The sequence below is a fragment of the Cupriavidus phytorum genome, from assembly GCF_003254285.1.
Classification (GTDB): domain Bacteria; phylum Pseudomonadota; class Gammaproteobacteria; order Burkholderiales; family Burkholderiaceae; genus Cupriavidus; species Cupriavidus phytorum.
Map to the genome: position 1 here is coordinate 493128 of NZ_QKZN01000004.1, position 15404 is coordinate 508531.

A 15404-nucleotide genomic window follows, 5' to 3' on the forward strand; every position below is an offset into this window, starting at 1 on the left:
ATCACTTGGGAAACCATGAGCGAAGAACTGCAGGACGTGACGCCGACGGAAGTCATCCCGACCGAAACGGGCGCGGAGGTCGAAAACCAAGCAGGCTCTGAAGCGACCGCAGAGCAGGAAGCGGAGCAGCAAACCGATCAGCAGCAGGAACAGGCGCAGAAGAAGGAGCCGTGGTTCCAGAAGCGAATCGGCGAGTTGACCCGCGAGAAGTACGAGGCAAAGCGCGCTGCTGACGAGGCGCGGGCGGAGGCTGAGCGGTATCGCCAGGCTCTTGCGCAAGGTCAGCAGGGAGAGCGGACGGAGCCGGAATTCGACGTCGAAGCACTGGCGGAGAAGAAGGCGAACCAGAAGCTCGCCGAGCAGCGATTCAACGATGCGTGCAACAAGGTCTACGCGACCGGCAAGTCGGAGTTTCAGGACTTCGATCAGGCCGTGTCGAATCTTCAGATGGTGGGCGCCAACCGGGATTTCTTGGAACTGGCTACGACCTCTGATGCGGGGCACAAGCTCCTCCACCACCTTGGCACGGATCTCGATGAAGCGGCTCGGATCATGGTGCTGCCTCCGATCCAGATGGCGCGAGAACTGACCCGGCTTGAATTCAAGCTGAGCCAACCCGCCGTCAAACCTGTCTCTAAGGCACCGGCCCCGATCAAGCCTGTTGGCACCGGGGGCGCGACTAGCACTGGCCTGAGCGACGACCTCCCCATCGATGAATGGATGCGTCGCCACAACCAGCGCAAGTAGCCCGGCGCTTCACCAATCCATTACCCGCTTCGGCGGGTTTTTTCATTTCTGGAGCCTGACAAATGGCAAACGCACTGCTTACCCCGACCGCCGTCACGCGCGCCGCGCTCGCGATCCTGCATCAGAAGCTGAACTTCATCGGCTCGATCAACCGTCAGTATGACGATTCGTTCGCCCAATCGGGTGCGAAGATCGGCGACTCGCTGAAGATCCGCCTGCCCAACCAGTACACCGTACGCACCGGCGCGACCCTGTCGGCGCAAGACACCAACGAGAACAGCGTCACGCTGCAGATGGCGACCCAGAAGGGCGTCGACCTGAACTTCACCTCGGTCGACCTGACCCTGTCGCTGGACGACTTCAAGTCGCGCATCCTGGAGCCGGCTATGTCGGTGCTGGCCGCCAACATCGAGGCCGACGCCTTCAGCATGGCGCTGGACGTGTACAACGCCGTCGACAACATCGGCTCGGCCATCACGCTGAACAAGGCGCTGCAGGCCCGCAAGAAGCTTGTCGACAACCTGGCGCCCGGCGATGCCCGCACCCTGATCCTGAACACCCAGGACAACCTCGACCTGGTCGACGCGCTGAAGGGCCTGTTCCAAGACTCGACCGAGATCTCGAAGCAGTACCGCGAGGGTAAGGTCGGCCGCACCGCAGGCTTCGGCACCATCTACGAAAACACGCTGCTGCCGTCGCAAGCCACCGGTACCGCGCTGTCCGCCACGACCTACACGGTCAACGGCGCCGTGACTGCCAACGGCTCGTCCTCGGTCACCGTCGCCACCGGCGCGACCACCTTCAAGAAGGGTGACGTCTTCACCGTGGCCGGTTGCAACCGAGTGCACCCCGAAACCAAGGCCGATACCGGCACGCTGCAGCAGTTCGTGGTGACCGCGGACTACGCTGGTGGCGCTGGCTCGCTGTCGTTCGCCCCGGCGATCTACACCTCGGGCGGCGCGCAGAACGTCGTGGCGGCTGGCATGGCCAACGGCGCCAGCATCACCAAGGTCGGCGGCGCATCGGCCGTCTACAAGCCGTCGCTGGCGTTCCACAAGGACGCCTTCGCCTTCGTGTCGGCTGACCTGGTCATGCCGCAGGGCGTGGACTTCTCGGCACGCGAGAACTACGACGGCATCTCGATGCGTATCGTCCGCGCCTACGACATCAACAACGACAAGTTCCCTTGCCGTCTCGATGTGCTGTACGGCTACAAGACGCTGCGCGCGCAACTGGCCGCTCGAATCCTGAGCAACTGATCCATCGCCCCTCTCCGGAGGGGCTTTTCTATTTGAGGCTTGCGAATGTTCCAAGAGTACCCAAAGGCTCTGCACCCTGACGGCGACCATGAGCGCGAGGTGTACATCGTGTTCGACGCCGAGCAGGAAGCAGAGAAGCGCAAGCAGGGCTTCCGCATGGTCGGCGAGCCTCAAGCAGAAAAGAAGCGCGGCCGACCCGCAAAGGTGATTGAGCAATGACCGCTGCGATCGACATCATCAAGTTGGCACTCGCCGACGCGCAGGTAATCGCGGAGGGCGAGACGCCCAATGCGGCCACCACAGACACGGCGCTGAAGACGTTGAACGGGATGATGGCGCTGTGGCAGTTGGATGGCTTCGATGGCTTCACCTTTCCCGCCTATGCCGCCGCCTCGGCCGATTTGCAGTTGCCGGCAGAGTTCGAAATGCCGATGCGCTACAACCTGGCCGTCCATCTGGCCGCGGCGTTCGCGTCGCCGCTGCGCCCCGACATTGGATCGCTCGCCGCTACCACGCTCAAGAAGCTAAAGCGCTTCTATCTGACGATCCCCGAATTGAAGATGCCGTGTGCTGTTCTTCCGCGCCGGTACTATTGGAACGTGGAGGCCTGCGAATGGCTCGCCTGCCCCTAACGACCGCCTCCTACGTCGCGCGCAGCCTGAAGGCGTCGGCCCAGCGCTGCGTCAACCTGTACCCAGAGGCCAACCCTGCCGACGCGCCGGCGCCTGTGACGTTCTACGGCACGCCCGGTACCGAAGTCTGGTCGACGCTGCCGGGAAGCGGTCCTGTGCGCTGCCTGTATCGCGCGAGCAATGGCGTGCTGTTCGCCGTGCAGGGCATGCGCCTGTATCGCTACGATGGATTGGGGTCGTGGATCGATCTCGCCGGTATGGCGACCTCCACCGGCCCGGTGAACGCCGCGGACAATGGCAACAGCGCAGTGTTCGTGGACGGCACGCTGACCGCGCCTACCGTGAACCTCGGCAACTACGCTGTGGGCGCCATGTCGGGCGACGGCTGGCTCGGTTCAGCCTTTGTCTGGTTCGTCGACGAGCGCCTGGTGTTCTTCCAGCCTGGCACGCAGAAGTACTTCTGGACCGGCCTGCTGTCGCTTGCCATCGACCCGCTGGACTTTGCCAGCGCCGAAGGGATGCCCGATCCGATTGTCAGCATGATCGCCGACCACCGGGAACTGTGGTTCCTTGGCGAAGAGACGATGGAAGTGTATTCGTCGTCTGGCGATGCAACACTGCCGTTCGTGCGCTACCCGGCCGGCTTCAACCACTACGGGTGCGAGGCCAAGTATTCGATTGCCGCGCTCGACAACACCATCTACTGGCTCGGCAAGAACAAGAACGGCGGCCGGATGGTGCTGCGCGCACAGAACTACCAGCCGCAGGCGATCTCCACGCCGGCCATCTCCGAGGAATTCGCCAAGTACGACCGGGTGGACGACGCGATCGCCTGGGCCTACCAGCAGGACGGCCATCCGTTCTACGTGCTGACCTTCCCGTCTGCCAGCAAGACGTGGGTGTATGACGTTCTGACGGGCCAATGGCACGAACGGGCATATCGCACAGCAGGCAATGACCTGATCCGGCACCGCGGCAACTGCGCTGTGTTCTTCGGCGGGGAGAATCTGGTTGGCGACTTCGAGGACGGGCGCATTTACCGCCTCGACCTCGATGTGTATTCCGACGACGGCGCGCCGATTGCCCGCCAGAAGGATTTTCCGCACATCGTCACCGAGGGCCGCAAGCAATTCTTCAGCCGCTTCACGCTGGATTGCGAAGTGGCAGTCGGCAATCCCAACGATGAAGACCCGCAGATCCTGCTGAGCTGGTCTGATGACGGCGGCAATAGCTGGTCGAATCCGATCCAGATGTCGCTGGGCCGGGTTGGCGCGTACCAGACCCGGGCGAGGGCCAATCGGCTCGGCGCCGCTCGGGATCGTGTCTGGCGCGTCTACACCGCGGCTAAGGCCAAGGTCGCATTCCAGGGCGCATTTGCTGAAGCAGCGGCGGGGACGTCATGAACCTCGCCGCACCGCTTCAGCGCTCCCGGCAGATTACCGACGCGAACGGGAATCTACTCAAACCATGGGTGGACTACTTCAGCGCGCTCTCGGTGTCGATGGGGGGCGCGTCTGGCGTCGACCTTTCCTCGGTGAATGCACGGCTCAACGCGGCCGAGACGGACATTGTGGCGATCAACATCGCCCTTGCGGCCCTATCGCTCGACCTTGCGAACGAGGTCGACCAATTGCGCATTGAACTCGCGACGAGCACCTCGAAAGAGCAGGTGACGCGCGCCATGTTGGATGAACTGCGGGATGAACTCGAAATGCAGGTGATCGGATGAGCATCATTTGGAAGCCCCTCGTTGCGGGCACGCTGTTGACGGCCACGGCTGATCTGTACTACACGGCGACCGGCTCGAATGTGACAGCCACGATCACGCAGGCGTCGCTGTACAACAAGACTGCTGCGGCGGTGGACGTGTTCATTTACCTCGTGCCGAGCGGCGGCAGTGCCGGCGACCCAACGACGGTGGTCAAGAAGAACGTGGCGGCCGGCGCAAGCGCGTCGGTGCCGGAACTGATCGACCACAAGCTGGCGAACGGCGGAAAGATCTACGCGAAGGGTCTGGATGTGTCGCTGACCATCAGCGGGGCGGAGCACGCGTGAGCGGAATCCAACGGGTGACGCCGAAGGTCACTTTCAGCCTGGCGAGCGCCAAGAAGGTTGACTTGCTCGAGCGCGAGTTCCTGAAGCTGCCGCAGGTGGATTGCCCTGTTGTGCACCGGTTCGGCCCGGGGATCTACATCCGGGAAGTAACGGTGCCGGCCGGCGCCTATGCGATCGGCCACGCCCAGCGTTTCGAGCACCTGAATGTGTTCCTGAAGGGGCGCGTGATTGTCATCAACGAAGACGGCTCGCGCTCAGAGCTGGTGGCGCCGATGACCTTCGTCGGGAAACCCGGGCGGAAAGTTGGCTATGTCGTGGAGGACATGGTGTGGCAGAACGTCTACGCCACGACTGAAACCGATGTCGCCAAGCTGGAGGCGATGTTTCTGGACAAGAGCGACGGATGGAAGGCGCACGCCGCGGCAAACGCGGTCCCGCTGCTGCCGTTCGAGTCTGACCGGTCGGATTACGCCAGCGTCCTGACGGAATTCGGCTTCACGGAAGAGGTTGCCCGCGCTCAGGCTGAGAACGAGGCTGATCAGACGCCGTTTCCGCTGGGATCCTACAAGGTTGCCGTGGCGCCGTCCCCCATCGAGGGCAAAGGACTGTTCGCAACGGCTGCGATCGATGCGGGCGAGGTGATTGCGCCGGCCCGCATCGGCGGGAAGCGCACGCCTGCCGGACGCTATACGAACCATTCCGCCGCGCCAAACGCCGTCATGGTCATGCGCGAAGGCGGAGACATCGACTTGGTGGCGTTGCGCCAGATCAAGGGCTGTGCTGGCGGCCAGTTCGGCGAGGAAATCACGATCAACTACCGCGACGCGCTGCGTCTCCAAATCAAGAAGGATTGATATGTCAGGTATCGCAACGGCAGTCGTCGGCGCTGCGGTGATCGGCGGTGTTGCCAGCAATGCGGCGGCAAATAAGGCGGCCAAGGCCTCCGAAAAGGCGTCGGATCAGGCTACCCAGCTTCAGCGGGAGCAATACGACCAGACGCGCGAAGACCAAGCGCCATGGCGGACCGTTGGCGGTAACGCCCTGAACCAACTCGCGCTTCGCATGGGCGTGCCTGGCTATATCAGCACGCCCACTAGCGGCGTCAGTCTGGAAGACGCACAGGCGCAGACGCAGGAGAATTTTGACCCGCAAACCTATCTCGCTGCGAACCCTGACGTCGCCGCGGCCGGCATTGACCCATGGGTGCACTACACCACCTATGGCGCGAATGAGGGGCGACAGTACACCTACAACGCTGACGCGCAGCGTAATGCCGCGGCGGGAACCTTCGACACGCAAGGCTACCTTGACGCCAATCCGGATGTAGCGGCGTCAGGTATGGACCCCCTCACGCACTACCTGCAATACGGGAAGGCTGAGGGGCGGAAATTTGCCACGGCGCAGAACAATCCGCTGTATGGCTCGCTGACGAAGAATTTCAGCGCCGAGGATTTCCAGAAAGACCCGGGCTATGAGTTCCGGCTCGGCGAGGGCCAGAAGGCGCTAGAGGCATCGGCGGCCGCACGTGGGGGCCTTCTTTCCGGTGCTGCGGCCAAGGCGCTGAGCCAGTACAACCAGAATTTCGCGTCGAACGAGTACCAGAACGCCTACAACCGGTACAACCAGAACCAGACGAACACGTTTAACCGGCTGGCAAGCCTGGCTGGCGTTGGCCAGACGGCGACGAATGCGACGCAGCAAGCTGGTCAGAACTATGCGAACCAGGCCAGCCAGAACGCGCTGTACTCCGGCACGGCTCGCGCGAGCGCCTACGGCACCGGCGCGAACGCTATCGGTGCCAGCCTTGGATCCGCGACGAACGCGCTGGTGAACTACAGTCGGCCGACGTATGCGAACCCATATGGCACCTACTCTGCGACGGGCTCCGCCGTCGACATGAGCAACCCGCAGCCCACTGCCTATCTGCAATAAGGTAACCCATGGCCGAAATTGATCCACTTGCCTTTCAGAAGGGCTTTCAGGCTACGCAAAACGCTTTCGACTCTGCTCGGCAGAACCGCCTGCAGGATCTCCTTTTCTCGGAGAAGCAGCGCGAGATCGGGCAAGCCAACGCCCTTGATTCCCTCTATCGCGGTGCGGTGGGTGCTGACGGCACCATCGACCGCGCCAAGCTGTTGACCGGCGCTGCGAGCGCTGGACTCGGCTCGAGGATCCCTGCGATGCAGACGCAGTTTGCGGCACAGGACAAGGCCCAGATCGAAACCCGCAAGGCGCAGCTCGAAGCTGGCCTGAAGCAGTTTGAGGCGATGGGGCAACTGATGGGCGGCGTGACCGATCAGGCAAGCTATGACCTCGCGCGCCAGCAGGCCGCTGGCATTCTTGGCCCAGAGGCCGCGGCGAAGATCCCAGCCGTCTACGATCCCGAGGCGATCAAGCGCAACGTGATGCAGGCCATGACGGTGAAAGACCGAATGGAGCAGGAATACAAGCGCCTGACCTTCGGCGAGACGCAGCGGCACAACCTAGCAACCGAGGCAAATACGGTCCGCGGCCAAGAGATGACTGCCGCGACCGCGCGCCGAGGTCAGGATCTGACTGACGCACGATCCCGCGAGGCAAATGCGCTGCAAGGCGACCTGAAGCAACTCCAGCTTCAGGAGAAGCAGGAGAAGCTGCAAGAGAAGGACAACGCCAAGAAGGCGGCTATTGCCAACGCCGAGGATGCTCTCAGCGTGGTGGACAAGGCGATCAAGCACCCGGGCCGCGAGGCTGCCTCCGGCGTGAGCGGCACCCTTGACCCGCGCAACTACGTGCCGGGAACTGACGCCAAGAACTTCCGCGTTGTGCTCGACCAGATCAAGGGCCAAGCCTTCATGCAGGCGTATCAAAACCTGCGCGGCGGCGGCCAGATCACGGAAGTGGAGGGCAAGAAGGCCACGGACGCCATTGCACGCCTCGACACTGCGCAGAGCGACGCCGAATTCCTAACGGCGCTGAATGATTTGCGTGGTGTGATGAATGCCGGCTACAAGCGCCTGACTGGCAAGGACTATGGGGCGCCGACTGGCACGCAGACGCCGGCCGCATCTGGCGCCCCGAAGGATGGCGCCACCAGCAAATCCAAGAGCGGCAAGCCGATTGTGTTCCGTAATGGACAGTGGGAGTACCAATAATGGGGCGCGCCGTACCTGCAGACGATCTTCCCGGCTTCGACCTGACCGCCGCGCTGGCGGAGACTGACAAAGCGCTTGGGCTTCCCTCCGGCCTGTCTGCGGCGCAGATCAGGGTGGAATCCGGCATGAACCCGCGCGCCGTGTCAAAGGCTGGCGCGATGGGCCTGGCGCAAGTCATGCCAGACACGCTGAAGGCCATTTCGTCTCGCCTCGGCCGCGAACTCGACCCGTACAACCCGGAAGATGCTGTCGCCATCCACCGCGAAGTCATGCGCGAGAATCTGGCGAAGTTCAAAGATCCATCTAAGGCGCTGATGGCGTACAACGGCGGATGGGATCAGTCCAAGTGGGGCAACCCTGAGACTTCGGCGTATGTCGGAAAGGTTCGGGGCGCCATGGGGAAACAATCGCCCGTGATGGCTGCCGTGGATGCCGGCCTCAGCTCGGTTTCTGGCAACGCCAACGCCGCCAGCAAGGCAGTCCCTGCGGACGACTTGCCCGCGTCGCTGGCTGCCCCGGCATCGGATATGCCAGCCAATGACGGCCCCGGCAAATTGGTAAGCCTTGGGGCTGGCCTCGGTAAGGGGCTCGGGACTGTTGCCCTCAATGCTCAACGATACCTTGGCAAGGGGCTGGGCGCCATCTCCAGCGAAGGAACGCCAGGCGCGCGTGCTGCTGACTGGCTGGTTCGCGATGCAGATCAAGGTATTGCCAAGCTGGCGGCCGAGAACCGGCCGTATGCGGAGGCAAATCCCATAACCAATACCGTCGGCGAGGTCGGCGGCAACATCGTCGGCACGGTGCCAGTCGGCGGGGTGCTGGGTAAGGCGGTTGGTGCCGCGGCCCCTGCGGTGGCGGGCACTCGCGCTGCGCCTGCGGTCAATGCGCTGTCCAAGTCCTTGGAGACTGGTGGATTCCGGATCGGCCCGGGGGTATCCAATCCACTGGCGCAACTCGCCATCCGCGGAGCTGGTGGCGCGGCGGTCGGGGAGATTTCCGCTGGCTTGACCGATCCGGAGTCGGCAGGTGCTGGCGCAGTAATTGGCGCCGCCTTGCCCGCTGGCGCGAAGGTAGCAGGCATGGGTGGCAACGCCTTGCGCAGACTGGCGGTGGGTGAGGGCGCCTCGTCTGAGGTTGCTGCCCTTGCCAAGCGCGCTGCGGATCTCGGCATCAACATCCCCGCCGATCGCATTGTCAACAGCAAGCCGCTCAACGCCTTGGCATCCGGCTTGAACTACGTCCCGTTCAGCGGCCGCGCGGCTACTGAGGCCGGCATGGAAAGCCAGATGAACCGCGCGTTGTCGCGGACATTCGGCCAGGATTCCGACAATGTTACACAGGCACTGCGCAAGGCAAGCGATGAACTGGGCGCGAAGTTTGATGACGTGCTGAAGAACAACTCGGTCGCGGTGGACGATGGGCTCCTGACCAAGCTCGCAGAGATTGTCGACTCCGCAAAGAAGGAACTTGGCTCCGATGGACTTCGGATCATCGAGAACCAGATTGATGAACTGTTGAACAAAGGCGCAAGCGGCCAGATCGACGGGCAGGCCGCCTACAACATCAAGCGCACGCTAGATCGGATCGGGAAGCGCGCCACGCCGGAGGCATACCAGGCTCGCCAGATCAAGGGCGCGCTGATGGAGGCGCTAGACCGTTCGCTCGGGCCGGATGCCGCCAAGGCATTTGCCACGACGCGCCAGCAGTACGGAAACATGCTCGCGCTGGAGAACCTGGCGCAGAACGGCGCGGAGGGCGGGGTGTCGATTGCCAGACTCGCCAACATGAAGAACATCAACAACAGAGATCTTCAGGAATTGGCAGACATCGCGGCGCAGTTCGTGAAGGCCCGTGAGGGCCAGCATGGCGCGATGCAGCGCGGGGTGGCAGCGCTGGGGCTGGGTGGGACGCTGGGGTTGCCTGGATTGGCTGGCACCGCTGTTGCAGGGCGTGCCACGAACATGCTTCTGAACGCCGAGCCGGTGCGTAATGCCCTGTTGCGTCCGACTGGAAACGCCATGTTGGAAAACGCAGCGCCGAACCTGCTGACGGAAAGCCTGCGGAGGGCGGCCCCGATTCTACCTAGTCAAGGTATCCAAGGAGGCCAGCGATGAAGGCAACAGCCATCACTACCACCAGCTTGATCAGCATCCAGTCGATGTAGTCCATCAAATCAGCATAGCACGTCGCCCGCCACTGAGCGGGCGTTTTCATTTCTGAGGCCCGAATGACCCAATACCTCGTGGTGCCCGCCAAGCAGGCGTTTACCGACAGCACCGGCAGCCCGCTGGTCGGCGGGAAACTGTACACCTACGACGCCGGCACGTCGACGCCGAAGACGACCTATCAGGATCGCGGAGGTTCGACGGCGAACACGAACCCCATCGTGCTGGACGCCCGCGGCGAGTGCACCGTCTACGGCACCGGCAACTATCGACTGGTGCTGAAGGACGCCAACGACGTGCTGATCTGGGATCGGGACAACGTTGCGGTCAATACGGAGTACCCCACGACCGGCCGGTATCTCGGAACACAGACTTTCCTCGCAAGCGGCACATACGTCCCCGCGCCAGGGATGAGTGTTGCCAAATGGCGTGCTCAAGGCGGTGGTGGCGGCGGCGCCGGCTGCGGGGGCGCTGGCGCCGGCAATGTGAGCGCGGGTGCGCCGGGCACAAATGGCGCCTATGCCGAGGGCACTGTCACGGCTGCGCAGGTTGGAGCGTCCAAGCCAGTCACGATTGGCGCGGGTGGTGCTGGCGCGTCCAACGCGGCTGGTGCGGACGGCGGCGCGACCTCGATGGGTACGTTGTTTAGCGTTCCCGGAGGCAAAGGTGGGGGCGCCCCGGTCAACAACACGGCCGCCCCGACCGTGGTCGGCAACGGCAATGTGACCGCCGCCGCTACTGGCGCCGCTCTCAGTTCTCAAGGGCTGGCCGAAAACTTCAGCCAAGCGATCAGCGCAAACATCGGCATTGGAGGCGCCGGCGGTCACTCTGTTTTCGGTCCAGGCGGCCGGAGCGTGGGCATCAATAGCAATGGCAACCCGGGGTTCGGATATGGCGCTGGCGGCAGCGGCACTGTAGTCAATCAGGCGGGCGGCACGGCGACCGGAGGCAATGGGGCCGCCGGCATCATGATTCTTGACGAGTTCTCCTAATGATCCCCATCAAACGCGGTGACCACTTCGAGTGGGGGGGGCAGTTCTTTGCCCCGGATGGGAGCGTGCAGAGCTTCGCTGGCTGGAGCATCTCATCCCAAGTGCGGAATTCAAGCGGCTGCCTGGTGGAGCAACTCGCGGCAACGTGGATTGATGCCACGCAAGGGCTCTACAGCATCGAGAGCGCCGGCACGACTGGCTGGCCGACCGGCCGGCTATCGCTCGACGTTCAGATCATCGACCTGAGCGGGCGCCCATTCTCAAGCAATACCGAGTACATCAACGTGATCAAGGACATCACCCATGGCTAAGTATCCGACGCAGTTGCTGCCGTTTTGGAAGGGTGATGGCGTCCAGCAGATCGCAGATGCGAGCAACCCCGATGCCGGTCCCCTCACCGGAGCGGAGTACGCCACCGTCAGCCGCGGCTCTGGCGTGCTCAAGACCACGCTGACGGCGATTGGAACGTGGGTGCTCGGTACGTTCCTCGCGTTCACGCAGACAGGGGTCGGCGCCATCGCGCGAACTATCCTCGCTAAGCTATTTGACCTCCCCGTTACGCCACAGGATTTTGGCGCTGTTGGCGACGGAAGCAATGACGACACCGCCGCCATCAGGGCGGCAATCGCCACTGGAAAGAGCGTTTATTTCCCTAAGCCAAATTCCTTCTACCGGATCACAGACGAAATCGGCCCGAAGTTCGCCGGGCAAATTCTGTTCACGAACTGCCGGCTGCGCGGCATGATCAGGAACACCACCAACGACAAGCCGCTGGCATATTTTGGCGATCCAACTGTGTCGAATGGCGCGACGCCGCAGGCTGGAATGCGGGGGCTGACGTTCTTTGGCAACGCGGCGACTACGCGCGGCATTGTCTTGAGCACGGTGAACGAAAATGGCTCGGCTTGGACCGATGCCAGCAAGGATTGCTCGTTGCACGATGTAGCTGTTGATTTCGTTGGTAACGGATGGGCATTGGAGTGCTATAGCTGGTGCAACGATATTCGGAACTTCACTTCCTACGAAGGGAATAAGCGGGGCGCAATCTTCGCCGTTGACGCCAATCAAAACAACGTCAGCGGCTTGTATGTGACCGGATGCGCCGAGCAGTCCCTACAGGTTGGGGCGCACCCAACCTCGACACGCGTGAGCCGTGGTAATAGCTTCCGCGGCGTTGTCGTCCAGCAATCTGGCGGCGCCGACGGCGTCGTCGTTATTGCCGATGCAGACAACACGACGATCACCGGTCTCTATTCTGAATCCAACAACGTGAAGGGAGCACCCCGAGCCGTCTTTGTGAAAGACACGGCGCGCGGGACGGTCATCAACGGGGTGTCTCACCTTTCTGGCGGCGCAGTTGTCATCAAGAACGAGGGGCTCGGCACTTCCGTGGACGGTGTTGTATCCAGCAACATAACCGGGGCTATAGTCGAGAATGCGGGGGTAGGCACGCTGAATCTCGGTACTGTCGAGTGGATGGCTGGCGTCACACCGTCTGGCGTGAAGTTCTCGGATTCGTCAGTTGGTGGTCGTGCGACATTCCTAGATAACATCTACTCAGGCCTCTGGACGCCGACAGTGACGGCACTGACTAATGTAGACGCTGTTACAGCATTTGAGTGCCAGTATTCGCGCGTCGGCAATGTCATAACCTTCAGCGGCCAAGTGAATATTGACCCGACAGCGACTGGCCTGACGGAAATTGGTATGAGCCTACCAGTTGCAAGTAACCTCATCGCAACGCGTCAAGCTGCCGGGACATACTCGTCCAATTCCAGCACGATAAAAGACGGGGGCGCAATTTACGGGGACTCAACGAACAAACGGCTCACCTTCCGCCACGTTGCGGGCAGCACAAGCAACCTCTCATTCTTTTTCTCTGGCTCATACTTGGTGCGAACCTGATGTTCTAGTCGTCTTGTCGATTACCCCATCCTCACTTCGGCCTATAATGCGCATTTTTGGCGAACTTTTGGGGAGCGCCCGGTGAGGATACTTACGTTCGGCTCTTGCCTGTCCAGGTATATCGCAGAGAGCTATGTCGATTTGTTTGGAGGTGAGGTCGTCAGCTCCAGCTACCACAATCGGATCGATCGCTTCGTTGATACCTACATCAAGAAGCTGCGCCAGGAGATTCCGCTCTCCTACATGGAGTCGCTCAACTTATCGAGCGACAACATGATGTACGTGAAGAATCAGTATCAGCAGGCCACGCTTGGCAAGCATTTACTACCAAATGGCGAGGGCTTCTTCGAGGCCATCAGGCACGGAGTCGACCTGATCATTACGGACAACTTCATTGACCTATGCTCGCGGCTGCAGCTCAGCAAGGAGCACGATGGGCTGTCCGTCTTCTTCAACTCGAATGGCGAGGACGCGGCACAGGAGAAGTTCGAGATCGAGCGCTCTTTTCTGCCGGTGGAGCAGGCGGTTCAATACTGGGACTACTTCGGGCACTACCTGTGGCGGGTAGCGCCGAACGCGAAGCGATTTTTCGTGAATTTTCCCTACGCGCACCATCAGAACGAGCGGATCGCCAGGAGATCCAAGGAATTTCCACAGGCCTTTTCGTCCAAGAAGTTCGAGGTCATCCCAAACGTGGAGGTTCCGGCACGCTACCAGTTGGCTCACACGCAGTCGCATTTCGCTAACGACTTCTATGCCATGTACGCGGGCATTGTGAACTTCCGCGTGAGAGGCTTGCACATGACAAAGCCTCGACACTGAGCCTAGAAGTTTGCGTCACAACGCCCGCATCTAGCGGGCTTTTTTTAGCCCGCCACCGAGCGGGCATTTTCACATCTGGGGTCTCACATGTCCGAACCAATCCAGAACGCAGCCAGCGCCGTTGCAGCGACTGCGGCGAAGACGGCGCCGCCTTGGGTGGTGACCGCCTTTGCATGGGGCGACGCCAATTTCCCGCGCATCCTGCTGGTGCTGTCGATTCTGTATACGGCGGCCCAACTGTTCCTGGCGCTGCGGAAGATTTGGAGGGAGCGCAATGAGTAGCTTTGACGAGGCATTCGATGCACTGCTCGGGCATGAGGGAGGTTTCGTGGACAATCCTGCAGACCCGGGCGGCGCCACCAGATGGGGGGTATCGCAGCGCGTCGCCCGAGCTGACGGCTACACCGGCCCGATGCAGTCTCTACCGGTTGAGCGCGCCAAGTCGATCGCCAAGCGGCTGTATTGGGACGTGCTTCGCTGCGACGAGTACGACCCGCGCATTGCCTTCCAGTGCTTCGACGCGCTGTACAACGGCGGGAAGGTGGTGCTCTGGATGCAGCAGGCCAGCGGCGCCAAGGCTGATGGTGTGCTCGGCCCCAAGACCATCGCCGCGGTCAAGGCGGCCGACCCGCTGCGCTTCATCATGCGGTTCATCGCTTACCGGCAGGTCTACATGACCAACATCAAGCCGTGGCCGACCTTCTCGCGCGGCTGGATTCGCCGCACGTCGGAAAACCTCATCAAAGGAGCAGCGTGATGCTTCCCATCGTTATGGCGCTGGCGCAGTTCGCGCCCATGATCGCCGGCCTGATCTCTGGCCCCAAGGCAGAGGAAATCGCCGGCAAGGTCGTCAACGTGGCGCAGGCGGTGACCGGCGCCGCAACCCCTGACGCCGCTCTGGCTGCGCTGCAGGCCAACCCTGACCTGGCGTTGGAGTTTCAGAAGGCGCTGGTTGAGAAAGAGGTGGAGCTGGCGCAGATCGCGGCCGACGTGCGCAAGGCTGAGATCGCTGCGGACGCGCAGAGCGAGCAGACGGCTGCCGGCGACCGGGACAGCGCCCGCAAGCGTGAGGCTGCCGTGCGTGACAACACGCCTCGGGTGCTGGCCTACCTGCTGATCGGCGGCTTCCTCGGGATGGCCTTCGCGGTGCTGTTCGGCCAGGTGCGCGCCGATACCGTGCTCGCCGGCACGATCATCGGCTACCTGTCGGCCAAGGCGGAACAAATAGTCGCCTACTATTTCGGGAGCACGGCCGGCAGCGCCAAGAAGTCGGAATTGCTGGCGCAGGCAGGCAAGCCGCCCGCGTAGCCATTTTGTGAAGCGCGACCGGCGCCTGTAGGCAAAACGTGAAACGCTGTAGACGGAATGGTATGCGGCAGGAATCGTAAGAACATCGCAGCATCACCCCGCCAGGCCAATAGACACGGGCACCTGCGGGGGTTCGAATCCCCCTTAATCTGCGGAATTTCTTGCTCCGCAAAACGGGAGCGGGTATAGGCGGGATGCGGGTTTCCGGGTTGCCGGAAATGGAGAATTGCGGAGCGGGAATTAGGCTGAAAGCCGCGCCGATATTGGAAACCTTGGCAGCTTGGGAAGCTAAGGTAATAGCCATTATACGACGCCCGCGAACCCGCGATTCTATGCGGGATCCAGGGGGAGCGCAAGCGAGTGGCCGATGGGGCGCATTCAGCGT

The 15404-nt window shown here is 62.1% G+C and carries 18 protein-coding genes; all 18 read left to right on the top strand.

From position 1 onward, the window contains the following. Positions 1-15 precede the first annotated feature (15 nt). A complete protein-coding gene (locus C7416_RS13640; protein WP_111519419.1) occupies positions 16-747 on the top strand; it encodes a hypothetical protein in 732 nt (243 codons plus the stop codon). A 62-nt stretch (positions 748-809) separates the two neighbouring features. After that, the gene (locus tag C7416_RS13645) at positions 810-2006 is read left to right on the top strand and encodes a P22 phage major capsid protein family protein (RefSeq protein WP_111519420.1); all 1197 of its coding nucleotides are present in this window, start codon (positions 810-812) and stop codon (positions 2004-2006) included. 45 nt (positions 2007-2051) lie between these two features. Continuing rightward, complete coding sequence (locus tag C7416_RS29155; protein WP_181461236.1) at positions 2052-2225, top strand: hypothetical protein; 174 nt, start codon at positions 2052-2054, stop codon at positions 2223-2225. Further along, positions 2222-2638 (top strand): hypothetical protein, encoded by a 417-nt coding sequence (locus tag C7416_RS13650; protein WP_111519421.1) that lies wholly within the window; start codon positions 2222-2224, stop codon positions 2636-2638. The genes C7416_RS29155 and C7416_RS13650 overlap by 4 nt, the downstream gene beginning before the upstream one ends. Continuing rightward, positions 2620-4041: a hypothetical protein gene (locus C7416_RS13655; protein ID WP_111519422.1), complete on the top strand. Its 1422-nt coding sequence runs from the start codon at positions 2620-2622 to the stop codon at positions 4039-4041. Before C7416_RS13650 ends, C7416_RS13655 begins: the two co-directional genes overlap by 19 nt. Further along, entirely contained in the window at positions 4038-4367 is a 330-nt protein-coding gene (locus C7416_RS13660) for a hypothetical protein (RefSeq protein WP_111519423.1), read from the top strand. The genes C7416_RS13655 and C7416_RS13660 overlap by 4 nt, the downstream gene beginning before the upstream one ends. Further along, positions 4364-4693: a hypothetical protein gene (locus C7416_RS13665; protein ID WP_111519424.1), complete on the top strand. Its 330-nt coding sequence runs from the start codon at positions 4364-4366 to the stop codon at positions 4691-4693. Before C7416_RS13660 ends, C7416_RS13665 begins: the two co-directional genes overlap by 4 nt. Continuing rightward, on the top strand, positions 4690-5547 hold the full coding sequence (locus tag C7416_RS13670; RefSeq protein WP_146604276.1) for a hypothetical protein: 858 nt from the start codon (positions 4690-4692) through the stop codon (positions 5545-5547). Before C7416_RS13665 ends, C7416_RS13670 begins: the two co-directional genes overlap by 4 nt. 1 nt (position 5548) lies before the next feature. Beyond that, positions 5549-6625, top strand: coding sequence for a hypothetical protein (locus tag C7416_RS13675; RefSeq protein ID WP_111519426.1), 1077 nt, complete (start codon positions 5549-5551; stop codon positions 6623-6625). An 8-nt stretch (positions 6626-6633) separates the two neighbouring features. Continuing rightward, on the top strand, positions 6634-7827 hold the full coding sequence (locus C7416_RS13680) for a hypothetical protein (RefSeq protein WP_111519427.1): 1194 nt from the start codon (positions 6634-6636) through the stop codon (positions 7825-7827). Continuing rightward, positions 7827-9941 carry a transglycosylase SLT domain-containing protein gene (locus C7416_RS13685; protein ID WP_111519428.1) on the top strand — a complete coding sequence of 705 codons (2115 nt, stop codon included), beginning with the start codon at positions 7827-7829 and terminating at the stop codon, positions 9939-9941. Before C7416_RS13680 ends, C7416_RS13685 begins: the two co-directional genes overlap by 1 nt. Before the next feature lie 113 nt (positions 9942-10054). Continuing rightward, positions 10055-10984 carry a hypothetical protein gene (locus C7416_RS13690; RefSeq protein ID WP_111519429.1) on the top strand — a complete coding sequence of 310 codons (930 nt, stop codon included), beginning with the start codon at positions 10055-10057 and terminating at the stop codon, positions 10982-10984. After that, the gene (locus C7416_RS13695; protein ID WP_111519430.1) at positions 10984-11295 is read left to right on the top strand and encodes a hypothetical protein; all 312 of its coding nucleotides are present in this window, start codon (positions 10984-10986) and stop codon (positions 11293-11295) included. Before C7416_RS13690 ends, C7416_RS13695 begins: the two co-directional genes overlap by 1 nt. Then, positions 11288-12889: a glycosyl hydrolase family 28-related protein gene (locus C7416_RS13700; RefSeq protein ID WP_111519431.1), complete on the top strand. Its 1602-nt coding sequence runs from the start codon at positions 11288-11290 to the stop codon at positions 12887-12889. Before C7416_RS13695 ends, C7416_RS13700 begins: the two co-directional genes overlap by 8 nt. A gap of 81 nt (positions 12890-12970) precedes the next feature. Next, the gene (locus C7416_RS13705; protein WP_111519432.1) at positions 12971-13711 is read left to right on the top strand and encodes a hypothetical protein; all 741 of its coding nucleotides are present in this window, start codon (positions 12971-12973) and stop codon (positions 13709-13711) included. 87 nt (positions 13712-13798) lie between these two features. Next, positions 13799-13993, top strand: a complete 195-nt coding sequence (locus C7416_RS28945; protein WP_146604277.1) for a hypothetical protein — start codon at positions 13799-13801, stop codon at positions 13991-13993. Further along, complete coding sequence (locus C7416_RS13710; RefSeq protein WP_111519433.1) at positions 13986-14468, top strand: glycoside hydrolase family 108 protein; 483 nt, start codon at positions 13986-13988, stop codon at positions 14466-14468. Before C7416_RS28945 ends, C7416_RS13710 begins: the two co-directional genes overlap by 8 nt. Continuing rightward, on the top strand, positions 14465-15019 hold the full coding sequence (locus tag C7416_RS13715; RefSeq protein ID WP_146604278.1) for a hypothetical protein: 555 nt from the start codon (positions 14465-14467) through the stop codon (positions 15017-15019). Before C7416_RS13710 ends, C7416_RS13715 begins: the two co-directional genes overlap by 4 nt. The last annotated feature ends 385 nt before the right edge of the window (positions 15020-15404 follow it).